Annotated in this window: 20 protein-coding genes; 10 read left to right on the plus strand and 10 right to left on the minus strand. The window is 43.8% G+C overall.

Annotated elements, in window-relative coordinates; all coding sequences use genetic code 11:
* Positions 1–95: 95 nt before the first annotated feature.
* The 5 genes from WJM94_RS05605 to WJM94_RS05625 all read right to left on the minus strand — a co-directional run bounded on the left by WJM94_RS05605 (position 96) and on the right by WJM94_RS05625 (position 5810).
* Positions 96–1919 carry a bifunctional sugar phosphate isomerase/epimerase/4-hydroxyphenylpyruvate dioxygenase family protein gene (locus tag WJM94_RS05605; RefSeq protein WP_444493249.1) on the minus strand — a complete coding sequence of 608 codons (1824 nt, stop codon included), beginning with the start codon at positions 1917–1919 and terminating at the stop codon, positions 96–98.
* Between the two features lie 122 nt (positions 1920–2041).
* Positions 2042–2968 (minus strand): AEC family transporter, encoded by a 927-nt coding sequence (locus WJM94_RS05610; protein ID WP_444493250.1) that lies wholly within the window; start codon positions 2966–2968, stop codon positions 2042–2044.
* A gap of 12 nt (positions 2969–2980) precedes the next feature.
* Positions 2981–4246, minus strand: a complete 1266-nt coding sequence (locus tag WJM94_RS05615; protein ID WP_444493251.1) for a TRAP transporter large permease — start codon at positions 4244–4246, stop codon at positions 2981–2983.
* Positions 4247–4255: 9 nt separating this feature from the next.
* Positions 4256–4750: a TRAP transporter small permease gene (locus tag WJM94_RS05620; RefSeq protein ID WP_444493252.1), complete on the minus strand. Its 495-nt coding sequence runs from the start codon at positions 4748–4750 to the stop codon at positions 4256–4258.
* 58 nt (positions 4751–4808) lie between these two features.
* Positions 4809–5810, minus strand: coding sequence for a DctP family TRAP transporter solute-binding subunit (locus WJM94_RS05625; RefSeq protein ID WP_444493253.1), 1002 nt, complete (start codon positions 5808–5810; stop codon positions 4809–4811).
* Between the two features lie 413 nt (positions 5811–6223).
* On the opposite strand from WJM94_RS05625, the gene WJM94_RS05630 reads away from it, so the two are divergent.
* From WJM94_RS05630 to mrcB, 5 genes are all read left to right on the plus strand, one after another.
* Positions 6224–7441, plus strand: coding sequence for a LysR family transcriptional regulator (locus tag WJM94_RS05630; protein WP_444493254.1), 1218 nt, complete (start codon positions 6224–6226; stop codon positions 7439–7441).
* A gap of 111 nt (positions 7442–7552) precedes the next feature.
* Positions 7553–8479, plus strand: a complete 927-nt coding sequence (locus WJM94_RS05635; protein WP_444493255.1) for a DUF1932 domain-containing protein — start codon at positions 7553–7555, stop codon at positions 8477–8479.
* 13 nt (positions 8480–8492) lie between these two features.
* Positions 8493–9440 carry a Gfo/Idh/MocA family oxidoreductase gene (locus WJM94_RS05640; RefSeq protein WP_444493256.1) on the plus strand — a complete coding sequence of 316 codons (948 nt, stop codon included), beginning with the start codon at positions 8493–8495 and terminating at the stop codon, positions 9438–9440.
* A gap of 26 nt (positions 9441–9466) precedes the next feature.
* The gene (locus WJM94_RS05645; protein WP_444493257.1) at positions 9467–10498 is read left to right on the plus strand and encodes an aldo/keto reductase; all 1032 of its coding nucleotides are present in this window, start codon (positions 9467–9469) and stop codon (positions 10496–10498) included.
* 430 nt (positions 10499–10928) lie between these two features.
* Positions 10929–13271, plus strand: a complete 2343-nt coding sequence (mrcB, locus tag WJM94_RS05650) for a penicillin-binding protein 1B (protein ID WP_444493258.1) — start codon at positions 10929–10931, stop codon at positions 13269–13271.
* Positions 13272–13443: 172 nt separating this feature from the next.
* Here mrcB and WJM94_RS05655 read toward each other — a convergent pair whose 3' ends face one another.
* On the minus strand, positions 13444–13692 hold the full coding sequence (locus WJM94_RS05655) for an Lrp/AsnC ligand binding domain-containing protein (RefSeq protein WP_444493527.1): 249 nt from the start codon (positions 13690–13692) through the stop codon (positions 13444–13446).
* Between the two features lie 20 nt (positions 13693–13712).
* On the opposite strand from WJM94_RS05655, the gene WJM94_RS05660 reads away from it, so the two are divergent.
* From WJM94_RS05660 to WJM94_RS05670, 3 genes are all read left to right on the plus strand, one after another.
* Positions 13713–14075: a ketopantoate reductase family protein gene (locus tag WJM94_RS05660; protein ID WP_444493528.1), complete on the plus strand. Its 363-nt coding sequence runs from the start codon at positions 13713–13715 to the stop codon at positions 14073–14075.
* Positions 14076–14198: 123 nt separating this feature from the next.
* Entirely contained in the window at positions 14199–15137 is a 939-nt protein-coding gene (gene mmuM, locus WJM94_RS05665; protein ID WP_444493259.1) for a homocysteine S-methyltransferase, read from the plus strand.
* Positions 15138–15538: 401 nt separating this feature from the next.
* Positions 15539–16360, plus strand: a complete 822-nt coding sequence (locus tag WJM94_RS05670) for a transporter substrate-binding domain-containing protein (protein WP_444493260.1) — start codon at positions 15539–15541, stop codon at positions 16358–16360.
* A 66-nt stretch (positions 16361–16426) separates the two neighbouring features.
* Here the strand turns inward: WJM94_RS05670 and WJM94_RS05675 are convergent, their stop codons facing one another.
* From WJM94_RS05675 to WJM94_RS05685, 3 genes are all read right to left on the minus strand, one after another.
* On the minus strand, positions 16427–17470 hold the full coding sequence (locus WJM94_RS05675) for a GMP reductase (RefSeq protein ID WP_444493261.1): 1044 nt from the start codon (positions 17468–17470) through the stop codon (positions 16427–16429).
* Positions 17471–17882: 412 nt separating this feature from the next.
* Positions 17883–19409, minus strand: a complete 1527-nt coding sequence (locus tag WJM94_RS05680) for an NAD(P)H-hydrate dehydratase (RefSeq protein WP_444493262.1) — start codon at positions 19407–19409, stop codon at positions 17883–17885.
* A gap of 94 nt (positions 19410–19503) precedes the next feature.
* Positions 19504–20412, minus strand: a complete 909-nt coding sequence (locus tag WJM94_RS05685) for an aldo/keto reductase (protein WP_444493263.1) — start codon at positions 20410–20412, stop codon at positions 19504–19506.
* Positions 20413–20507: 95 nt separating this feature from the next.
* Here WJM94_RS05685 and WJM94_RS05690 point away from each other — a divergent pair, with 95 nt between their 5' ends.
* Complete coding sequence (locus WJM94_RS05690) at positions 20508–20951, plus strand: helix-turn-helix domain-containing protein (RefSeq protein ID WP_444493264.1); 444 nt, start codon at positions 20508–20510, stop codon at positions 20949–20951.
* Here WJM94_RS05690 and WJM94_RS05695 read toward each other — a convergent pair.
* Positions 20938–21519 (minus strand): hypothetical protein, encoded by a 582-nt coding sequence (locus WJM94_RS05695; protein WP_444493265.1) that lies wholly within the window; start codon positions 21517–21519, stop codon positions 20938–20940. The genes WJM94_RS05690 and WJM94_RS05695 overlap by 14 nt on opposite strands.
* A 514-nt stretch (positions 21520–22033) precedes the next feature.
* On the opposite strand from WJM94_RS05695, the gene clcA reads away from it, so the two are divergent.
* Positions 22034–23437, plus strand: coding sequence for a H(+)/Cl(-) exchange transporter ClcA (gene clcA, locus WJM94_RS05700; protein WP_444493266.1), 1404 nt, complete (start codon positions 22034–22036; stop codon positions 23435–23437).
* Positions 23438–23666 lie beyond the last annotated feature (229 nt).

Genomic DNA, 23666 nt, shown 5'->3' on the forward strand with positions numbered 1-23666 from the left:
GTAGGTGCTTCTAAGCACCTATTTTTTTATTCCTTTTATGCCAATGCCAGCAAGAATGATTAGATAATTGCTGGCATTGATATTATTCCTAACTTTTAATCATGATAGGCCTGAGAAGCCAAACGAATAAACGCGTTGGTTTCGCCATATTTTTTATAGTTTCCAACTCGTTGTAATACTTCAAAGAATAACCCATTGACTTCTTTGGTGTAAAAATGCAAGAAGCTACCGGTATCATCTTCCGTGTATAGGATATTGTTTTCTTTAAGTTTTGAGATAAATTCATCACTTAAATCAAACTGAGCCTGAATATCGAGGTAATAGTTGTTTGGTATTTTCAACTGGTAAATGGGTGACAAGTCTTGTACCGCAGAAAAAATATCACGACATTCAATTGCGATCTGGTTAATGCTTGCTCCATTTGATTTATTCAAAAAGCGCTGAGCAGAGGTCTGCTTGGCACTCGTGCTGTTTAACGCAAACTTAATCTTACCGTTTGGACTGGTGATTGTACGACTGGTGATTAGACCGTTTATATCTGGCAAGTCATAACTCTCTTCCGGTACAAACCCAAAAATGGATTTGTAGAAGAACAAGTTAGAAAGCAAAGTTTCTGGAGAGACTACCTGCCCCATATGATCGATACGAACTAAGTTGTCATTAGATACAGTGACATCCTTAACTGGCTGAAAATCGACTTCATAGAATTTCTCTGCATGGTTTTGATCAAGCAGATGGATTAACAGGTTACTTGAGCTTTTCAGGGTCGGGATATCCAGCTCATTCTCTTGACGAGCTTGATAAATCGTTGGGCTATTGTAACGCTTCGCCAGTTCCACCAGACGGTTTGAATCCTTCGCTAACACACCCAATGCACAAACCGATTCACCATGCCCTTCTAGATAGTTGCTGGCGTTACTGTTTTTCTCATAGTTGAATACGAAGTTAATGTCACCCAGTTGGTAAAGATCGACATTTTTGCTTTTATGACAATGGGTTTTCTCAAATCCAAGCGATTCAATGATATCGGTAAATGGATTGTTTTCGCGCTCTTTGACCGCAAATTCCACAAAACTTATATCACTTACCTCAGGAGCCTCGAACGTATCACTACTTTGATCCTCAAGCCATTTCAGTGAACGTACACCATCAATGGCTTTTTCAATCGGAGACGAAGATCGGAACTCATCATTAAACACTTCATGAGACAAATAGTCGTCGTAACCTTTGTCTTTAAGTGCTTGTACAAACTCAATAATAGGAAAATCACCCTGACCAGGGAAGCAGCGGTAATGACGGCTGTACTGAAGAATGTCCATTTGCATCTTAGGCGCGTCAGCGAGTTGCACCAGACCGATTTTTTCAACTGGAATCTCATTCTTTAGCGTGTCCAGAGTGTTACCACGGGCAAACATATGAAAGGTGTCAAGGACAATGCCCAGGTTCGGATGGTCAACTCGCTTAACGATATCCCAGGCATCGTCGTAGTCTGCAATGTGGCGACCCCATGCGAGCGCTTCATAACTTAGCTTCATATCTTCACGTTTAGCGAGCTCGGCTAAGGCATGCAAATCTTCAGCACATTGGTTTCTGTCCGGAGAAGCCAGCGGATGAACACTACTGCACATCATCAAACGATCCGTGCCTAGCTGATGCGCGAGATCGATCTTGCGCTCCATCATCTTATATTTTTTATCGCGTAGTTCAGGTGGTAGTCCTTCCATATCGCGAAACGGTTGCAGCACTAAAATTTCCAACCCTAGGCTATCAGCGATACGTTTTACATCACGAGCGGTGCCTCGGTATTGAGTCAAATCATTCTCGAAAATTTCGATTGCTTGGAAACCCGCCTTAGCTGCTGCATGCATTTTTTGCTCAAGCGTGCCAGAGAGACAAACGGTGGCAATTGAATACTTCATAAATTAACTCCTAGCCAATCAAAGGCTTGATATCTTGTAGAGGGAAGTCATATTCGGCTTTGCTGGCTATGAGAATGGCATTAACTAATAGATCAATAGAACCATTCCAAACACTCACCTCACTATGAATTAAACATTGCAACAACTATGGACAAAGTAATTCCGGAAGCCAGCGTTGTTGTTACAAGGGTGTTTACACAAAACTTTTGTTGATAATAAATAGAACCCAATATTGGATAGATAGTTAACATTGGTGCTGCAGCAAATATAATTAATACCTGTTTAAGCTCACCACTGATGGGAAAAATTGTCAGCAAACCAATACTAATCATCGGAAAAACAATTAATTTAGTAATCGAAACCAAAGCAGTTCGTCTTTTTTCTTCAATCTTAAACGATTGACCCAACGCACCACCAATAGCAAACAGAGCCAATGCGACTGCTGTATTAGAAAACCAATCGGCACTTTGTATAATAAAATCAGGCAAGGTTAAGCCTAATATATTTATAAGTAATGCAATAACTATCGCTATTATTATCGGGTTTCGACCAATGCGCTTAGCAATGGATTTAGTTTTTTCTAAAGTATTTGTTTTTACACTATGACTGATTTCAAGAAGCAATAAACAAAGCGGCATAAATAAAAGATTTTCTACCAATACACACATTAGAAATGCTTCAATAAATCGGCCTCCAAATAGAGACAAAACGATTGGAAACGCTACGAATGCACTATTAGGCATTCCACTTCCTAAAGCATTAATACATGCATCCTTCCAATCAGATCTTAATATTTTTTTACTGACTACCAGCGCAAAGCCCATCGAGATGATACCGGACATTGCATAAACCGAGACAAAGTTCAGCTCAATCGCGTGCTGGATATCTAGTTGCGATAAATTAATTAAAATTACGGCAGGCAACGAAAAATAAAGAACAAACTTACCTATATCCGCATGAAAACCTTGAGAGAAAAAGCGAATCTTCGTTGTATAAAAGCCTGCCGCCACTATCATCGCGAGCGGCAGGAGTACATCCATCACAGCCATAATAAGTACTTATTAGTAACCAAACAGTTTTGGTAAAAACAGCACGCTTTGAGGCACAAAGGTAATAAAGAACAGGACAACAACTTCAAGCAGGAACAACGGTGCTATTTGTTTCGATATAGCGGCAAGCCCAACTTTGGATATGGTATTGGCAACGAACAAACAAATACCAAGTGGTGGCGTAATCAAGCCAATCATTAGGTTAAAGATAACCACAATACCGAAGTGAACAGGGTCGATTCCGAAACTCATTGCAATTGGATGGAAGATTGGAATCAAAATAAGCATCGCCGCAATCCCCTCAAGAAATAGCCCAACCACCAGCAGTATCAGGTTGACCATAATAAGGAACATGATTGGGTCACTGATCGTGCTGATGATTTGCGCACTGATGTATTGAGGCACGCGAGAGAAAGTAAGTAACCAGTTAGCAACTGAAATCACGGCAATCAAAATCAACACGATAGATGAGTCTCGCATTGAGCGAATGAACACTTTCGGCAGGTCACTTATTTTTAATGTCTTGTAGAAAAACATACCAACAGTAAGCGCGTAGAATGCGGCGAAGGCTGCTGCTTCTGTCGGAGTGACTATGCCCAGTAGAATAGAACCAAGAATGAAAATTGGCATAGTCAGCGGTACAAACGCTTTCACTAACGCTTTGCGTCGACTTTGACGAACGACCTTACTGCGAATCTTATGGCGCGTCGCGTAGAAATAAACGAATATCGATAGTGCAATCGCAGACAAAATACCCGGAACAATCCCTGCTAAGAATAGAGCAGGAACCGATACACCACTTGCAATTAACGCATAGATAATCACCGGGATACTTGGTGGAATCATTGGACCAATAACGGAAGATGCAGCAGTCAATGCTGAAGAAAACTCTTTGCTATACCCCTCTTTTTCCATCTGAGGAATAAATACACGGCCAAGGGCAGACGTGTCTGCAACCGCAGAGCCGGAAATACCCGCAAACATCACTGATGACCATATGTTTACCTGAGCAAGTCCGCCTCGGAAATGCCCCACCAAAGCATTAGCAAAATCGATAATACGTGTGGTGATACCACTTTTGTTCATCAGCTCACCCGCCAGAACAAACAGAGGTACTGCCAAAATTGAATAGGAGTCCAATCCACTAAAAATTCGTTGAGCAACTAAGCTAACTGAAATTGGAGTACTGGTTACATAAAACGACATCGCCAGGATGACAGTAAATACAAGTGGAACACCGAATATCAGTAAGGTGCCCATCAAAGCTATAGATGGCATAATAATTCCCTATACATCTCTACGTTTCAGACAGGTCGCACGCCCGGTTAGAGCCAGCGTTACATGGGCCGCTAATCGGAGTGATGCAGCGATAAGTAAGCAAACTCCACCAACCACTAATGCCGATTGGAAGTAATACATACTGATCCCGATACCCGGTGATTCAATTGCACCGCGTTTGGCAACAAACAAATAACCCGACCAAATCAATATCAATGCGCTCCCAAATACTGCTATGTCGGTAATGACTTCTAATCCTTTTTGGAACTTAGCCGACTTAACTGAGCTAAGAACTGAAAATTTAATGTGTAGATCATCGAGGTAACAGATTGCTGTGGCAAACATAACGCCGTAAATCATGGCGTATTTGCACAGCTCTTCTCCCCAAAGAATGGATGTATTGAAAAAATAACGACTGATGGTGGTTAATAACATCACCACAAAGACTGTTAGCAATGAAGTGCCAGCAAGGATAGCCAGCAGCTTTTTGTATCGCTCTATCATAGCCTTTTCTCCCAAAAATTCCGTAAAGCCCTTTGTAGGCTTTACGGCTTACCTAAAATTAATTAGCAGCGTCTACTGCTTTAAGCGCTTCATCGATCCATTTTGAATCAATAGAGGTTTCTAGCCATTTGATAACAGCAGGCTGAGTTTTATCTCTGAACTTCTGCTTCTGTTCCGCTGTAAGCGACGTGACTGTCATGCCCTTTTTCGCCAGTAATTCAAGGCCAGCAGCTGAGTTCACTTGTTGGATAGCGCGGCTTACCGTACTCGCTACTTTTGCCGCTCGGTCAATAAGTTCTCTATCCTGTGCTTTTAAGCCAGTGTAGAAATCGTCATTGATCAGCAGAAAGTCAGTGCCGTACACGTGTCCGTCTAGCGTGATGTATTTTTGCAGCTCGTAGAATTTGTTGTTCGCAATAACACTAACTGGGTTTTCCTGACCGTCTACTACGCCCGTAGTCAGTGCCGCCGGAACTTCAGGCCAAGCAATTGGCGTTGGCTCTGCATCTACCGATTTCAACATTTCAATATAAAGGGGGGTGGTCATAACACGGATCTTAAGACCTTCAAGATCTTCCGGCTTTGTGATGACTTTCTTAGAGTTGGTGAAATGGCGGAAACCAGTCTCTCCGTACGCAAGGTTGCGTAGCCCTGTTTGTTTTAGGCAGTGTTCGCTTAATTTTGCACCAAACTCACCATCAAGCACTTCCCATGCAACCGGAGCTGAAGGGAACAAGTATGGGATTTCAAGTACACTCGCTTCTTTACACAGCTTACTGTAAGCACCGGAAACCATCGTCATGGTCAACATTCCTTCCTGAGTTGACTGTAACGCCTCGGTCTCTCCGCCTAACTGGCTGGATGGGTAGACATTAACACTAATACGTCCGCCAGATTCCGCTTCAACCAGATTTTTGAAAACTTGTGTAGCAGCACCTTTTTTGGATGTTGTCCAATCCTGAGAATCAACGTGTCCAATCGTGATTTCTATTTCAGATGCTACGGCAGTTCCCGCATAAGCAAGTGCGAGAGAAAGTGATAATGTTTTTATAGTTCTCATTCTGTAAACCTCCTGTTTCATGGCGTTCACAATCTAGCATTCACATCTAGCGGACCTATAATTCATATAGTGAAAGCGTCATTCAATTTTTAGATAAAGAGACACTTATCAATCGAGAGCAATAAAAAATTTAAATCATATAAATCATATAATTAAACTAAAATTTATAGAGTTAAAACATTAAATAAAAAATAAACACTCTCCATTGTATACAATTTCAAATAGGAGATTGATGTCACAATTCGTAAACAAAAAAGCAACCTAAACGTTTAGCATTGCGCGTAAACATGTCTAAATAAGTGAAAAGTCGGTGTGGACTTGTCTTCAAGAGTTGTTGCTCCATAAAGCATTAACATTTTTCACGGTTTCATATCCGATACCGCAGCTTACCTTTCTCAATTACAGGCGGTCTTATGTTTAACATCCCTAATATTCGGCACTTGCGCGCCATTTCTGAAGTTGTAAAAACAGGAAGCATCAGTAAGGCATCAGAGACCGTATTTCTCTCACAGCCAGCCATTACGCAGGCAATTTCAAAGTTTGAAAAGAGCATTCACAGCGAGCTTTTTGAACGAACAAGCGAAGGCATGACTCCAACTCCGCAAGGCAAAGCTTTTGCTTTTCGTATTGATAGGGCTTTAGAGCACTTAGAGCATGGTATCGCTGAGACACTTAAAATCGCCAAGGGCCAGCGAAAAAGTAATGTTCATCGATTCTTATACAATATGACTTCGACGCATCTTAAAGCGTTAGTCGCCGTGTCAGATGGGCAGGGATTCACCGAAGCCAGTCGGTTGTTAGAAGTCTCCCAATCGTCTGTTTATCGCGCATCTAAGGATCTTGAAGAGATCTTAGATGTCACCTTATTCGAAAAAATAAGTAATGGTATTGTCGTTAGTAAAGCAGGTACTGCGCTGGTCAAAGCTTGTAAGCTCGCATTTGTTGAAATTAAACAAGGCATCGAGGAGATCGATGCCCTGAGCGACCGACATAATAGTGTTATCACGGTGGGTTGCCTGCCGTTAGCCCGTACCTGTTTATTACCTATTACGATTAATGAGTTCAGTCAAAGCTACCCAGATTGCCGGATTCAGGTTATCGATGGCCCCTACTCCGATTTGCTCAACCACCTTAAGTACGGTGAAATCGATGTTCTGATAGGCGCATTAAGATTCCCTATTCCAAGCACCGATATTCGCCAAGAAACCTTGTTTGAATCAGAAAACAAAGTATTTGCACGCCATGATCATCCGCTGTCAAAAAAGGACACCCTATCTCTGCAGGATTTACATGCTGCGAGTTGGGTAGTGTCTAGCGCCAATACGCCTGGACGTAAAATGTTTGAAGACATCTTTATTAATGGCGGCTTGCAACCTCCTACTCGTTTGGTAGAAGCGAGCTCGCAAATGCTTGTGAAAGAGTTAATTCTGGGAAGTGATCGCCTGTCTGTCCTTTCGCAGCATCAAATTCAACGCGAACTGGATGAAGGCCATTTTACGATATTGCCTTTTGACTGCAGCCAGCAATCTCGACCGATAGGACTTACTATGCGCAAGAACTGGTATGCGACTGCGGTACAAACACATTTCGTATCGCTCCTGCGTAAGAATGGCTTGAAAATGTCAGGTTAATTTAGGGGGTGCTTTCTCAAAATTGAATACCTCTGATCATCTTTTGATTATTCGTGTTTTTGCCCAAATGTTAGAGTCGTATTCGGTGAAGCAACCTAGTCAGGTATAAAGGTGAAAACAACTCGTGCCGCATTTATTGGCTTCGGCGAAGCCGCTCAAGCACTTGTCAGTATTGCTGGTGATAATGCACCGGATGTGATCAGTGCTTTTGATATCAAAACTCGCAATGAGGCTACACGCGAAGCAAAACTGATGGACTACATACAATATCAGGTGAATGGCGCGTTTAACCCAGAGCAAGCCGTGTATGGTGCGCAGCTTATTTTTTCTCTCGTTACACCTGATCAGGCAAAGCAGGCTTTAGAGCCTTTGCAAAATGCTCTGACAGAAAAACAAACCATTATCGATTGTAATTCTTGTGCTCCTACGATCAAAATTCACAACGCGGCATTGGTGGAATCTCAAGGCGCAGCCTACATTGATGCGGCAATAATGAGCCCGATGAAAACGAGTTCAATGCAAATCCCGCTGTATATCTCTGGTAAAAAAGCCATGCAGATTGCACCACAATTACAATACCTGGGGTTTGACGTAACGGTGATTTCAGAGAAGGTCGGCGATGCCTCACAGATAAAAATGTTACGCTCCGCCATGGTGAAAGGGTTAGAAGCACTAACGACTGAATGTATTCTTGCTGCTCATAAAGCAGGTGTGGCCAAGCACGTGATTGATTCATTGGAAAAGAGTTATCCGCAACTTAATCTGTCACAACTATCTATTTACCATATGGAAAGAATGCTCACCCATGGTAAGAGACGAAGCGAAGAGCTTAAATCTGTGGTCGATACGCTTGCTTCACTCAATATCAATAACAGCATGTCTGGTGGAGCAATACGCTGGCATCAACTGATGTCGGACGTAAATGTAACTGTCGACAATCAGACTTTAGAACAGTTATCTAATCAAATTTTGAATACGATGGAGCACTCAGCGTCACCCATCCTATCAAACGATACCCTTACCTCTAACAAAGTGTAATAAAGGATTATTTATGAAAGTATGTGTAGTTGGTGCAACGGGTGCCTTTGGCCTTAAGCACTTAGAAGCAATTAAAAATATCGACGACGTAACGGTCACTGTTATGGTGTCTCCGGAGCAGGATAAGCTAGACGCTCTCATCAGCGAGTACAATTCACAAGCAGTGGGTGTGACAACACTTGAAGATGCTCTTATCCGCGACGATGTTGATGCCGTAATCCTGGCAACACCAACTCAGGTTCATGCTTCTCAGGCTATTCAATGTATGGAAGCGGGTAAGCACGTTTTGGTCGAGATCCCAATGGCCGATAATATCGAAGACAGCTACAAGGTAGTTGAGACTCAAAAAGCGACCGGTTTGGTTGCAATGGCAGGCCACACACGCCGTTTCAACCCAAGCCATCAATGGATTCACAATAAAATTAAGGCTGGCGAACTGAACATTCAACAAATGGATGTGCAAACCTACTTCTTCCGCCGTACCAACACCAACGCGAAAGGCGAGCCAAGAAGCTGGACCGATCACCTGCTATGGCACCATGCATGCCACACAGTCGATCTGTTCCAATACCAAACTGGCGAAACGGCTTCGCACGTACAAGGTTTACAGGGGCCAATTCATCCGGAGCTCGGCATCGCGATGGACATGAGCATTGGTATGAAGGTGCCATCAGGCGCGATTTGTACGCTTTCTCTGTCATTCAACAATGAAGGACCATTTGGTACATTCTTCCGTTACATCTGTGATGAGGGTACATTTATTGCTCGTTACGATGATTTGTATGACGGCTACGACAACCAAATTGATTTGTCGGGCGTTACTGTATCAAACAACGGCATTGAACTGATTGATCGTGAGTTCTTTGAAGCGATTAAAACCGGCAAAGAGCCAAACTCAAGTGTTGCTCAGTGTTTGTCGGCAATGGAAACTCTGCACCGTATCGAAGAACAGCTCTTTTAAGGAAAACTCAGCAAAGGAACCAAACTATGCAACAACGGAAAATTGGCCAGTTTCAATGTAATCCTGTCGGTCTGGGATGTATGAACCTCTCTCATGCTTATGGTACGCCACCAGATGAGAAACAGAGTATTCATTTACTTAATCATGCCTTGGATCTTGGTTACAACCACCTTGATACCGCAACGTTATATGGTGGCGGTGCCAATGAAAAACTTGTCGCTAAAGCCGTTGGACATAGAAGAGATGAATATGTGTTAGCCAGCAAGTGTGGCATGTTCATTAACGAGCAAGGTAAAAAAGAGATCAATGGTCGTCCTGAAGCGCTGCGTAAAAACATTGAAAACAGTTTGCAACGCCTCAACACGGACGTTATTGACCTCTATTACCTTCATCGCTGGGATAAAACCGTTCCTATTGAAGAGAGTGTTGGCGAGCTAAGTCGACTGGTTGCAGAAGGTAAAATCCGTGAAATCGGCTTGTCTGAAGTTTCAGCTGCGACCCTAACTCAAGCGGCAAAAGTGCACCCTATTGCAGCCGTACAGTCAGAATACTCACTTTGGACTCGCAACCCGGAGATCAAAGTGCTTGAAACCTGTAAAGCACTGGGTACCGCTTTTGTCGCATTTAGTCCTCTTGGAAGAGGAATGCTGACAGACACCATTTATTCGCCGACGAGTTTCACTCCTAACGATATCCGTCGCAACATGCCTAGATTCGATATTGAACATTTTTCACATAATCAGAATCTGGTCAGTGAACTTGCTTCCAGTGTCAAACAAGAGTTAGACGCGGATTTGAGCAATGCCAGTCTGGCAAGTATCGTTCTACGCTGGGTACTGGATCAACAAGATCATATTCACGTTATCCCGGGGACGACTAATCTAGAACATCTGGCTGAAAACATGTCTGCAACTACAGTGCGCTTACCAATCGACCTGTCAGAAAAAATGGGGCAGCTCATCAACAGCAACAATGTATCTGGTACTCGCTATAACGCCGCTCAACAAGTCGAGATAGATACTGAAGAGTTTGCTGATAGTCCTGCTCTACCTGCATAACCTACCCCACTTTCTGGTTATTGCTGCTCGTTGAACAGCGAGCAGCACAATTAAGTTTTTTCGTCATCTAGAACAGCGACGAAGGAGCGTGATTCAGGATCTTCTATCCGAGCAGTTTGTTACCAACGATTATTTCTATATCTTCTCAGCACGCTTATATTCGATTCCTAGTCTCGCTATGGCTCGCTGGAATGACGGCGATGAGCGCAAATAGATCTTTTTCAATGTAGAGAACCATTAAGCGACTACCATTAACGTCTTCGACGGGCTTTTCATTTTCCGCAACCAATAGCGCCTAGCTAACCACCCAACAAGCCCTCCCCCTAACCCTTTATGTTCCTTACCTGAGACAGTTAACGTTTTAATGACATAAGCGAACAAACAACAGGCTACGCTTCAACGCTATCCTTAACGCGCAACACGAACAAAGATGCCTGAAAACACTTCATCACCACTATCGAAAACACCCTGGTTCCGTCGACTGACTCAAGTACTCTTCGCCGGAGGTTTACTGCTCCTTTTAGCGATTATTTACTTCGGTGTGCAGTTCAACAACCTTGTCGCAGCCAAATTTGAAGGCCAGATGTGGCAGTTGCCTAACGTCGTGTATGCACGCCATCTGGTATTAAGCCCAGACAGTCAGGTTGATCAGAAGACCGTGCTCAGTGAGTTGGAGCAATTAAACTACCGTAGAGTCGAACAGCCAACATCCAGTGGTGAGTACAGTGTATCTGGCCAGACAATTCGCTTGATTCGTAGACCATTTGTATTTCCTGAGGGAGAGCAGCCAGCGCTACAGGCGAGCATTCGTTTTAGCGGTAAGCGCGTAGTTAAGATAACTGATGAATCCACCGGGATTGCTCTTGGTGTATTGCCGATAGAGCCTCAAATTTTAGGGATGCTTGATGGTGACAATACTGAAAAGCGCATCTATGTACCTAAAGATGAAATGCCTGATACGTTGGTTGCTGCATTGCTAGCCACAGAGGATCGTGACTTCTACCAACATGACGGCGTCTCTCCTATTGCTATTGCCCGTGCCTTTGCAGCAAACGTGACGGCAGGACGTAATGTGCAAGGCGGAAGTACCCTAACCCAGCAATTAGCGAAAAACTTGTTTTTAACTCGTGAGCGCAGCCTCGTCCGTAAGCTTAAAGAAGCTTACTTAGCGGTGATCATGGATTATCGCTACAGCAAAGAACAACTGCTTGATGCTTATCTGAATCAAGTGTACTTAGGACAAAATGGTCAAGACGCAATACATGGTTTTGCTTTAGCGGCACGTCATTACTTTGGCCGCCCATTATCTGAACTGCGCCTGGATCAACAAGCTTTGCTCGTGGGGTTAGTGAAAGGGCCTTCCTACTACAACCCTTGGCGTTATGCCGAACGCGCTAAAGCTCGTCGTGACTTAGTCCTGAAAATGATGGTAGATACAGGGGATCTTGAACTAAGTGATTATGAGAGAGCCATTCAAAAGCCATTATCAGTGCGTGCTCAAGGTAACGGTAATACGACTCAGCCTCCTTACTTTGATTATGTGAAACTCTCTTTAAAAGAGAACGGTATAGACTACAACAGTGGCCGTGGGTTACGCCTCTTCACAACCTTCGAGCCGAAAGTACAGAGTCAAGCCGAAGCAGCCGTCTATAACGTCATGCCACAACTCGAAAAGAAAGCAGGTCAGTCTTTAGAAACGGCGATGATTGTTGCAGATAAGCAAAGCGGCGCAGTTCGTGCCATGATTGGAAGTCGTCAGCCAAATTTCCACGGTTTTAATCGTGCAATCAATGCTGAGCGCCAGATAGGTTCTTTAATAAAGCCAGCGGTTTACGTAACGGCGTTAGCACAACCTAAAAGCTATTCGCTGGCAACGAACTTAGTCGATAAACCGTTAACAATTCACACTAAAAATAATGAAGATTGGTCGCCACGCAATTACGATCGTCAGTATCGTGGTCAGGTGACGCTCTATCAATCTCTCGCCCACTCTTACAATGTTCCAACCGTCAATCTAGGTATGGCTTTGGGTTTAGGGAACGTAACAAAAACGCTAGTGTCACTAGGCGTCAAGCAAGATCAAATCCCTCAAATGCCATCAATGTTACTGGGTGCCCTAACCCTATCGCCTATGGATGTGACCCAAATGTATCAGGCTCTGGGGAATAAAGGCGATAAACAAAACTTATTTGCGCTCAGTGCCGTACTCGACGAGCACGGACAAGTCCTATATCGCCACAAAGCACAGACTAAGAAAGTACTGGAACCTGAAGCTGCGTGGCTTATTGAATACGCGATGGAGCAGGTTGTTGAACAAGGCACCGCTCGTTATTTAAATCAGATAGTCCCTGCTCATGCTCATCTTGCGGGGAAAACTGGTACTTCTAACCAAGGCCGTGACAGCTGGTATGTAGGTCTTGATAACCGCGATGTAGTAACGGTTTGGGTAGGCCGTGACGATAACAATCCCGTGGCTTTGACAGGAGCCAGCGGACCATTACGCATCTACGGTGATTACCTTAAAAAAGCGGGCTACCAATCGTTAGATCAAACAAAACCAAAGCAGATTGGATTAGCGAACTATAGCCCTGACACCAGCGGCGGTTTGAGAGAAAGCTGTTTTGGAGAAGTCAGCTTACCTGTCTGGAATGAAACCGGAGAAGTGAGTCCAAACTGTTTGCAGCCTTTGGAAGATGGCCTGAAGGAAATAGGCCGTGGATTAGCAGAAGCACCAAAGCAGATCGGTGGATTTTTCAAGAGTTTGTTTGACTAAACAGAAGCAGGAGTCAGGTACGGATTTTCGACTGTTTACCGCCTATAAACAGTCGTCACGGATACTGATTACATTTCGTTGTTGAAGCAATGCCAATATCGTCAGGTTCGGCGATATTGGCATGAATATGCTAACGATGAAGGGACACGATGGCTCAGATTCAAAGCGTCGTTTACGGTCCCCCACTAACAGCGAAGTAAACACTGCCCACCGATTCTACATTGATTAAAAGCCAAGGAAGTCTCCGGCTAAGAAGCACAACTGAAGTGTTCTTTACTTCTTTAATAGCTACACTTGATTGTATTGACCATACATACGGTAAACGCCTTAACTCAGAAACTTTCTCATAATAGTCATCCAAGTCTGCCGCGATAATCTGAACCATAAAATCCGCTTCCCCTGTCACACAAAAACAAGTCAGAACCCAATCAAATTGCTGTTATAGCAGCCTTAACTTGTGCACTACTAGGTGTTCCTTATGGGGCATTCCACGTTAGTGATAATGCTAACGCTATACGCCGAAAGGCTATGGAAGAAGTGGGCTCTATCGCAAGTAAAAAGGGAATAAATCTTTCATATGATGATATAGATGCCTATGAGCCGACAATAAAATCAGTCCCATTTTTCAACAAGCCATCAACATTGCAAGACATTGAAAATTCGAAGAAAACAGAAATCGATATGTTTGCAGGTAGAATGGTTGAATTAGGTAAAGAGCTTGGGGTTGAGACACCATTAAGCTTTATGTTCCTTCACGGAATAAAGGTATTAGAAGAGAAGAATGACAGCTTGTTTTCTATGTAACTTATGAGTAACTTCAGGGTATCTAAAAATCGCTTAAGCCACCGTCTAGTTTTGATGGTGCCTTTCAATGGCTATAAAGCAATAATTAAAACGCTCTGTGAGTCATTCACATAAGGAAATACAATGAGACAAGATCTCACTACAATTCTTACAAAGTCTCAGTTACTTATTACTGATGGTGCTGCGGGTACGCACCTTGAGTCTATGGGTTGTGACCTTAACGACGATCTTTGGACAGCAAAAATCCTCAAAGACAGTCCGGAATTAATAAAGCAATTGCACCGCGATTACTTCCAAGCCGGAGCCGATTTTGGTGTCACGGTAAGCTATCAAGCCACAATTGAAGGCTACACCAAGAAAGGACTGACTAAAGCCGAAGCCGAGGATCTGATTAAGACATCCGCCACTCTGCTATTAGAAGCAAGGGACGAATGGTGGGAATCAGAAGGAAAAGCAGAAAATAGACGCTACCCGATTGCCGCTGCATCGATTGGTCCTTACGGTGCGTATCTCGCTGACGGTTCTGAGTACCGTGGAGATTACAACCTATCTAAGGAAGAGTTGCGCAAATTTCATCAGGAACGAATAGAGATTCTTTGGAACCAAGGCGTTGATCTCATCGCCGCAGAGACCATTCCACGCCTAGATGAAGCAATGGTCATTGCAGAGATCGTCCAAGAGCTAGATGCAAAATGTTGGATTACTTTCAGTGCTAAAAACGAATCGCAGATATGTAATGGTCAAGATATCTCTGAGTGTATCCGTGCTTTGGAACAATTTGATTGCGTTGCCGCAGTCGGTGTCAACTGTACCGCCCCCCAGTTTATTGGCGGACTGATTGAAAAAATCAACACGGAAACTAATAAGCCAATCGTTGTCTATGGAAACCTAGGTAATAGTTACGACCCAAACAGCAAAACTTGGTGTGAGCATGATAAAAACGGGTCGACAAGTTATCTCAATTACGCTCAGCAATGGAAAAATCTTGGCGCTCGAATCATCGGTGGATGTTGCGGTACAACGCCGACTGAAATAAAGCAACTCTTCTCTAACGTTGAGTAACAAAATTTAAATGCTAACGCTTCGCCCCTGAAATGATTCTCTGGTGCATACGAGGGTAAGGACTAACCCCATGAATGATGTAAACCTCAGAGATTGATTTCAGGAGCGAGGCACTTGAGTTAACCGTTTAACACCTTGACTATAATTCATTGAATTTTATAGAAACACACACAATCGAGTTCAAGATGCAGAATTCAGGGCGTTGTTTGAGTATATTTGGCCAATAGTCTGATTCACCTACTGCGGACATGGCATTTCAGGCCAAGGATAAATTGAGCATATCTTATAAAGAATAATATATTGATTATTCTTCCAAAATCTTCATCATCCATACGCTTTATGTCTGACATTGTCAGACCAGACAGAGCAACACAAAAATAAAAAATACGTGGATGTATAAAATGAATTCAAAGCCGTTAAAACAACAAGTTCGTGAGGTATTAACCTCCTCAATTGCTATTTTCACTCTCTTTTCCTCAGCGAATGCAACAGCCGCTGAATCGGCACTGAATGGGATATTAAGTTCAGGAGAACTCAAGTTCTGTTTTGAATCAGGTTATATTCCGTTCGAAATGACTGATAAAAGTGGAAACTATGTTGGATTTGATATTGATCTGGCCAAACAAATGGCACGTGCAATCAACGTGAAATTTGTTCCAGTCAATACAGCATGGGACGGAATTGTTCCTGCTTTAAAGACAGGTAAATGCGATTTTATCGGCGGCATGACAATTACGCCTGAGCGTAATTTAAGTGTAAATTTCGCAGATCCATACATAGAAGTTGGACAGACCATTCTTCTTTCTCCTAAGCTTGCTGACAAAATTCAATCGTACCGTGACCTGAACAATGCTCAATATGTAATCTCAACACAAATGGGGACAACTGGTGCGGAAGCTGCTAAAAAGTATTTGTCAGGAGCGAAAATCGATCTTTACGACACATCAGCCGATGCCGTACTACAAATTGCAAATGGTCAGGCTGATGCTTTTGTTTATGATTTTCCTTATAACGCCATGTACGAAGCACAACATCAGGATAAAGTGGTTCATCTCGACAATAGTTTCACCTTTGAACCTCTTGGTTGGGCTATACGCCAGGGAGACCCGGATTTCCTTAACTTCCTAAACAATTTTCTGCGCCAAATAAAAGGCGATGGAACCTATCAGCGTATTCATGATAAATGGTTCAAATCAAACAAATGGGTAGATAGCGTCCAGTAACCAAAAACCAAAAAGAGCCGCTATTAGCGGCTCTTAATTATTCGAATTTTCCGATATTCAGTCGATTTATTCTTTACCGAACACGTTGTTCTCTTGCTCTTGTACGCGGATAAATGTCGTGCGCTTCGTTAGCTCTTTAAGCTTTGCTGCGCCTACGTATGTACAGGTTGAACGCACGCCACCAAGGATGTCCTGGATAGTGCCGTGAACACTGCCGCGGTATGGCAATAGTACGGTTTTTCCTTCAGCTGCACGGTACTTAGCCACACCACCTGAGTGCTTGTCCATAGCCGACTGAGAAGACATGCCGTAGAACTTCATGAAGGTTTTACCATCTTTTTCGATGATTTCACCGCCTGACTCTTCGTGGCCAGCCAACATACCGCCCAGCATCACGAAGTCTGCACCGCCACCGAAGGCTTTAGAAACATCACCTGCACATGAACAGCCGCCGTCACCGATGATCACACCGCCAAGACCGTGGGCTGCATCACCGCATTCGATGATTGCAGAAAGCTGAGGGTAACCAACACCAGTTTTAACACGTGTCGTACATACAGAACCAGGACCAATGCCTACTTTAACGATGTCTGCACCAGCAAGAATCAGCTCTTCACACATGTCACCAGTAACGACGTTACCAGCAGAGATAACTTTGTCAGGGAATTCTGCACGTACGCGTTCTACATACTCAACTAAATGTTCTGAGTAACCGTTCGCAATATCAACACAGATAAAGATGAACTCGTCAGAAAGCGCCATTATGTCTTTCGTTTTTTGGAAATCTGCAGCAGACGTACCAGTAGACACCATAACGTTGTTAAGCGTTGCTTTATCCGCTGATTTAGCAAACTCTGCCCAATCTTGAACTGTATAGTGCTTATGAACAGCGGTCATTACACCATGCTCTGCAAGCGCTTTAGCCATTTCAAAGCTACCAACCGAATCCATATTCGCTGCAATTACTGGCACTCCAGACCATTGACGGCCACTATGCTTGAATGTAAAATCGCGGGTTAAATTTACTTGAGAACGGCTCTTTAGAGTAGAACGTTTCGGGCGAAACAGTACATCTTTAAAACCTAACTTAAGTTCTTGTTCGATACGCATTGTGTAATTCCTTGATTCATATGTATATGTGTCATCGCAGAGTGCGTAGTGGCACCGTTGGCAGACGGGTTCACTGTTCTTCGGACACAAAAAAACCGGAGCGTTGGCAGACGCTCCGGTTTTCAGCATTATAGGTCGGGATTTATTTCCTACAAGTCTGATATTTCATATTTTTTTGTGTTACCATCTTGACAATCGCATACCAAAATCACCCATCAAACCTTCAAGCTTTCTTTTTAATTAATAAATTCAACAAGTTAACAAAGCACTATACTTGAACGATTGCGCAACCCTTTGCGTTATATTTGAAGATCTTAAATGTTTCACATCTCAAATATGTCCAAAATCCATGCGATTGGAACTAAAACTCTCAGACTAACTGCGAAATTTTTTTGCCAAATTGGTTCAAATTTTATGGATTCATCGCACAGCGAAGTGCGTTTACCACGTCACTCGCTAGCAATCCCCGTTCGCCATATTTAACAGCGTTAATATCCGCCGCGTGGCTATGGATCATAACGCCTAATCTGGCAGCAATAGCGATTGGTATACCTTTCGCCAGCAAAGCGCCAATAACACCAGAAAGCACGTCTCCCATTCCTCCACTGGCCATTCCTGGGTTACCAGCGAGACAAACGTACATTCGTACACCATCATAGATGAGCGTTCCCGCCCCCTTTAACACCACTACACCGCCAAATCGTTCTTGTAACTGTCTTGCTGCGGAATATCGGTCGCGTTCAACTTCTTGTGTTGTAACATTTAACAGTCGTGCAGCCTCACCCGGATGTGGCGTGATCACACGTTGATTATCACACACAAGCGTTCCGTCACAACGCTGACTCAGCATTGCCAATATATTCAGCCCGTCAGCGTCAACTACCTTTGGTTTATGTTGCTGGGACAAGTACTGATAAGCTTGATAAGCCCATTCATCATCGCCAAATCCAGGACCAAAAACTAACGCATCAGCCCATCGAATGCGCTTAGTTAGAGCATTTTCTGTATCGCGTAATTCATCAGTAGTAATGCTCTGACTCATTACTTCCGGACAGGCTATTTGTAATGGAATAAAGCTATCTGGATGAGTGATCCCCGCAGTCAGTCCTGCGCCACTGCGTACCGCAGCCGAAGCGCAGAAGCGAATAGCGCCAGACATACCCAGATTGCCTCCGACGCAAAGCAATTTACCATTATCACCTTTGTGTGCCGCAGGCTTTTGAGGGGGTAAAAGCCGTGAGATCACTTTGTGATCGATACCTAATGCACTCTGTTCCTCTATGGAATCAAATTCTACATTTACCCCCAGACCACAGAAGTGCAACTCACCAACATGATCTCGCGCTCGGGCAGTACATAACCCTTGCTTGACGCCGATAAAAGTAACGGTGTGGTTTGCATAAACCGCCTCACCCAGCACAGAGCCAGTATTCGCACATAAGCCTGATGGAATATCAACCGATATCACGGGACAACGAATTTGGTTAATTTGCTCTATATAACGGCGGTATTCCTTCCTGACTTCTCCGCTCAACCCTGTCCCGAACATCGCATCAATAATAACCGCTGCGTCGAGCAACGCTGTGTTCCAGTCATCCCAACTGCTATTTTTACCATCAACAGATTGCCAATCTTCGTAAGCACAGAGCGCATCACCTGTGAGCGCAGAAGCATCTCCAAGCTGAAACACTTTAACATTGAGCTGAGCTTGCTTGGCCAAAGAGGCAAATATATAGCCGTCTCCACCATTATTTCCCTTACCGCACACAACCAATACGTTCTTCACTCTAGGGTAAAGATGAAGAAAGCGTTCATAAACGGCCATACCAGCGCGTTGCATCAAACTATACATGGAGACACCAGCCATCTGAGCCGCAATGACTTCACCATTTTTGACTTGTTCTGCTGTGTAAAGTTTTAGAGCAAGATTAAAGTCCATAACCATATTCTTTGTAGAGAGCCACACAAAATAAGTATACAAAAAAGCACCCAAAGTGGGTGCCTAATACAATTATTGATGTCGCAAGGGATTTCTATGGCACACCATGCCCTTTAGAAGCAACCCAAACTCGATACCATTGCTCACGAGTCAACTCGATGTTAAGTGCATCAACCGCAGTTTGAACGCGCTCAATCTTACCAGAGCCAATAATTGGGATTGGCTTAGATGGAAGACGACGTACCCAAGCATAAATCACTTGATCAATACTGGTTGCACCGATTTCTGCGCGAATCGCGTCCAGTTCGTTACGTACACGCACGGCTTGCTCACTTTCACCACTGAAGATTGAGCCACCACCTAAACAAGACCAAGCCATTGGACGAGTGCGCAGCATTTGCATTTGATCGAGTGTGCCATCGTGTGCAACTTCAAAGTTAAGCGGGTTAATTTCCACTTGGTTCGTGACGAGTGGTTTGCCCAGACGGGATTGCAACAGCTCAAACTGACTTGGTGTAAAGTTTGAAACCCCGAAATGCTTGACCTTACCGACTTTATGCAGTTCAGTGAACGCTTCTGCCACTTCGTCCGCGTCCATTAACACGTCTGGACGGTGAATAAGCAAGACATCGAGTTCATTCACATTTAGACGTTCAAGTGAGTTATTTACTGATTGGTAAATGTGCGCTGAACTCGTATCGTAATGGTTGATTTTACGATCTGGGGCTTTATCTCCACATAAGTTGATATCACACTTGGTTACGATCTGAATTTGCTCACGCACGCTCGTATCAAGCTTTAACGCCTCACCAAACAGCGATTCACATTCGTAATTACCATAAATGTCTGCGTGATCTACAGTCGTAATACCTAGCTCAATATGTTGCTTAAGGAATGTTAAACGCTCTTGCGCCGTCATTCCCCAATCTGCCGCACGCCAATAACCTTGGACCAGTTCAGAAAATTCTGGGCCACTCGGTGCAGTGACTACTTTTGCAACCATGGGTTCTCTCCTTTAATTAATCTGCTTTCATCCTAGTCTTGTTTTCGCATCGTCTCAACGGGTAAACTTTCGCAATTCGAACTGGAGTACGAAATATGTCTTTTGCCCAACGATTATCCACTTTAATTGGCGAAGAAAGCATCAGTGGCTTTGCGCGACGTGTTGATGTATCAGAAGCGTTGATACGAAAATATTTAAAAGGTAGTGAACCTAGCTTAACTAAGGCGAATCAAATCGCGATGCGAGCAAACTGCTCTCTTGAATGGTTGGCGACAGGCTGTGGCTATCTCTATCGCCGCGCAGAAGTGGTCGACATGGAAGCGTATAAACTCGCATTCCAATATGTGATGAATGAAGCTCTGTCTGAGGTTAACGAAGATTTGCATCGCAAACTTATTGCGGGTTACCAGTACTTACGTTCACACAAAAAGGCAGATGGATTTTTAGATGAGTCAGCAATGGCCACGTTTCTCTCGTTGCACCATGAAACGAAAAAGCATCATGAAACTAAAACGCAGCACGAGGCTAAAAGCGAGTGACGCGCATCCCTATCATTTCCCCATCGCTAGTGAGAATGACCTTTAGGCTAGGAGTAGTCACATTGAACTCACTGGCTCTCACCCACTGCATTGTCCGGCTGGCATCAGGCGGATAACGATTCATCAAAACAATCACTTCTTTATCGACTTCTTCAGCGGATTTCTGCTCGAGTGCACTCAACACGTCATACTCTTCCTCATCGAAATTCACACTCTGCATTACAAAACCATCTTTTCTCAGGCTGAGGATCAAATCGTTCCAGTTCTGCCATTGATACTCGTTTAAGAACAAGAAATTAGCTATTCCATCCCGTAACACAACTTCACCATACAAATGCTGAGAATAATAGTGAAAATCATCTAAACACAGTTCATCGGCAGGTTCTGTAGAGTCGCCTAAACCTGTATCGCACGGATACCAACTCCCTCCCTTTTGTATGACTTCCTTTACCTGATTGAAGGGCCGCTCAGATAAAACAGTGTGCCACCAATTATCCAGTGCCAATGAAGAACCAGAAAATAGAGCAACACAAACAGGAAGCAAAAGTCGGGAATATAAACGCATCATATTTTTTGAAGTCAGGACGAGATCGGTAACAGTGGCAATGACATTAAAGTGAGACGGAAAATTATCAAGTGGAAAAAGTCATTATGTGCGAAAGAAGTTAGAATTGCGCCCATTAAGAAGGCGCACATTTGCGTGCGCCTCTACCTCGTTACTCAATCGTGAGTCTGCGAATCGGGAAGTCTTTAGATGCATCCCAAACATAAAACGAGGACTTACCGTAGGGTTTGAATCCATCCAAATTGTGAGTTAATCGTCACATCCCTCCTTCTCAAGCAGTCATGTTGCTTTACACTTAAAGCATGGTTCATTTTTCTCAAATAACAAGTTTTCTCCGTAAAAATACAACGAGAAATATGAGATCAATAGCACAATGCTCGCGTATACTTTCATCACACAATCTTTAACACACCAATAGTGGAAAGCTAAATTGCAACTTTACCGATTAGGTCTAGCCTCGTCCCATCGTATAATTTCGGCCGTCCCAACAAACCAATAGAAACTGGAGAAATCTTTAATGACCAAAAGAGAGAGAATTGTGAAGTCTGTGTTAGCGCGAGTACCGAAAGATGCGATTAACCAGTTTATCTCTCGAGGGTCGACACCAGTATCTGTTCTGTTGATGGCCGCGATCGTGGGTATACTCGCAGGGCTTGTTGGAACGTACTTTGAGCTTGCAGTTCACTTCGTTTCAGAAACTCGAACTGAGTGGTTAAAAAGCGAAATTGGCAGCTTATTGCCTTTATGGCTGGCCGCAGTGTTAATCAGTGCCCTATTAGCTTTCGTCGGTTACTTTCTTGTTCACCGTTTTGCACCAGAAGCTGCCGGCTCCGGTATTCCTGAAATTGAAGGTGCAATGGATAACATCCGCCCAGTGCGTTGGTGGCGAGTGCTTCCTGTGAAGTTTTTCGGTGGCATGGGTGCGCTTGGTTCAGGTATGGTTTTAGGCCGCGAAGGTCCAACTGTGCAGATGGGTGGCGCGGTCGGTCGAATGGTCACTGACATCTTCCGAGTAAAGGATGACGATGCACGACACTCACTGCTCGCCTCCGGTGCTGCAGGTGGTTTAGCGGCGGCATTTAACGCACCGTTAGCCGGAATCATGTTTGTCGTTGAAGAGATGCGCCCTCAGTTCCGCTACTCGTTAATCTCCATTCGCGCAGTAATTATCTCTGCCATCATGGCAAACATCGTGTTTCGTACGATTAACGGCCAAGATGCAGTAATCACCATGCCTCAATATCAGCCACCAGCACTTCAATCACTATGGTTGTTCCTGTTATTAGGCGCTCTGTTTGGTGTATTTGGCGTAACATTTAATAAGCTAATTACTCTTGCCCAAGATAGCTTTGTTGCCATCCACAAAAATGATCGTAAGCGTTACCTCATCACAGGATCAATTTTAGGTGGTGTATTTGGCTTGCTGCTTTTGTACGTACCAGAATTGACCGGTGGGGGCATAACACTTATCCCGGACGTTACGAACGGTAACTACTCAATTAGTCTGTTGGTGTTGCTGTTTGTCGGCCGCGTAGTCACCACTTTACTTTGTTTCGGCTCTGGTGCTCCTGGCGGTATCTTCGCTCCGATGCTTGGTTTGGGAACTCTGTTTGGCTACGCGTTTGGTGCAAGTGCGGATGTGTTACTGCCGGCACTTGATATCGAACCGGGCATGTTTGCCATCGCAGGAATGGGCGCTTTATTTGCCGCGACTGTGCGTGCGCCAATCACTGGTATTCTTCTTGTCATAGAAATGACTAACAACTATTACTTGATCCTTCCTCTCATCATTACCTCTTTAGGAGCGGTAATTATTGCTCAGTTACTGGGTGGACAACCGATATACAGCCAACTCCTTCATCGAACGCTTAAAAACGACAAGTTACGTCAGCAAGATCTACCAGAAAACCAAGCTTCTTAATCTAATATTCACGTCTGCGCTCCAAATAATCTCTTAAATACTGAGGCTATTTGGAGCGACTAATTCTCTACTTTGACATCTTTTCCCAAATATTCGATACCAAACTCACAAAGTTGTCATTCTCCTTATCTTTACCCGCCACCTTTAAGAGTAACGACCAATAAAACTTGATAGTATGCGCGGCTGATAACGCCATGTTTCATGACTTGTGGCGTCATTTACACCAATC

The sequence above is a fragment of the Vibrio sp. YIC-376 genome (assembly GCF_052353105.1).
In the GTDB taxonomy this organism is placed as follows: Bacteria; Pseudomonadota; Gammaproteobacteria; order Enterobacterales; family Vibrionaceae; genus Vibrio.

Bases quoted from the DNA above. Each gene is read 5' to 3' on its own strand.
- clcA (WP_444493266.1), top strand. From the start codon at position 22,034: ATGACCAAAAGAGAGAGAATTGTGAAGTCTGTGTTAGCGCGAGTACCG.
- WJM94_RS05640 (WP_444493256.1), top strand. From the start codon at position 8,493: ATGAAAGTATGTGTAGTTGGTGCAACGGGTGCCTTTGGCCTTAAGCAC.
- WJM94_RS05605 (WP_444493249.1), bottom strand. From the start codon at position 1,919: ATGAAGTATTCAATTGCCACCGTTTGTCTCTCTGGCACGCTTGAGCAA.
- WJM94_RS05630 (WP_444493254.1), top strand. From the start codon at position 6,224: ATGTTTAACATCCCTAATATTCGGCACTTGCGCGCCATTTCTGAAGTT.
- WJM94_RS05620 (WP_444493252.1), bottom strand. From the start codon at position 4,750: ATGATAGAGCGATACAAAAAGCTGCTGGCTATCCTTGCTGGCACTTCA.
- WJM94_RS05670 (WP_444493260.1), top strand. From the start codon at position 15,539: ATGAATTCAAAGCCGTTAAAACAACAAGTTCGTGAGGTATTAACCTCC.
- WJM94_RS05615 (WP_444493251.1), bottom strand. From the start codon at position 4,246: ATGCCATCTATAGCTTTGATGGGCACCTTACTGATATTCGGTGTTCCA.
- mrcB (WP_444493258.1), top strand. From the start codon at position 10,929: ATGCCTGAAAACACTTCATCACCACTATCGAAAACACCCTGGTTCCGT.
- WJM94_RS05645 (WP_444493257.1), top strand. From the start codon at position 9,467: ATGCAACAACGGAAAATTGGCCAGTTTCAATGTAATCCTGTCGGTCTG.
- WJM94_RS05680 (WP_444493262.1), bottom strand. From the start codon at position 19,409: ATGGACTTTAATCTTGCTCTAAAACTTTACACAGCAGAACAAGTCAAA.
- mmuM (WP_444493259.1), top strand. From the start codon at position 14,199: ATGAGACAAGATCTCACTACAATTCTTACAAAGTCTCAGTTACTTATT.
- WJM94_RS05675 (WP_444493261.1), bottom strand. From the start codon at position 17,470: ATGCGTATCGAACAAGAACTTAAGTTAGGTTTTAAAGATGTACTGTTT.
- WJM94_RS05685 (WP_444493263.1), bottom strand. From the start codon at position 20,412: ATGGTTGCAAAAGTAGTCACTGCACCGAGTGGCCCAGAATTTTCTGAA.
- WJM94_RS05610 (WP_444493250.1), bottom strand. From the start codon at position 2,968: ATGGCTGTGATGGATGTACTCCTGCCGCTCGCGATGATAGTGGCGGCA.
- WJM94_RS05690 (WP_444493264.1), top strand. From the start codon at position 20,508: ATGTCTTTTGCCCAACGATTATCCACTTTAATTGGCGAAGAAAGCATC.
- WJM94_RS05625 (WP_444493253.1), bottom strand. From the start codon at position 5,810: ATGAGAACTATAAAAACATTATCACTTTCTCTCGCACTTGCTTATGCG.
- WJM94_RS05695 (WP_444493265.1), bottom strand. From the start codon at position 21,519: ATGATGCGTTTATATTCCCGACTTTTGCTTCCTGTTTGTGTTGCTCTA.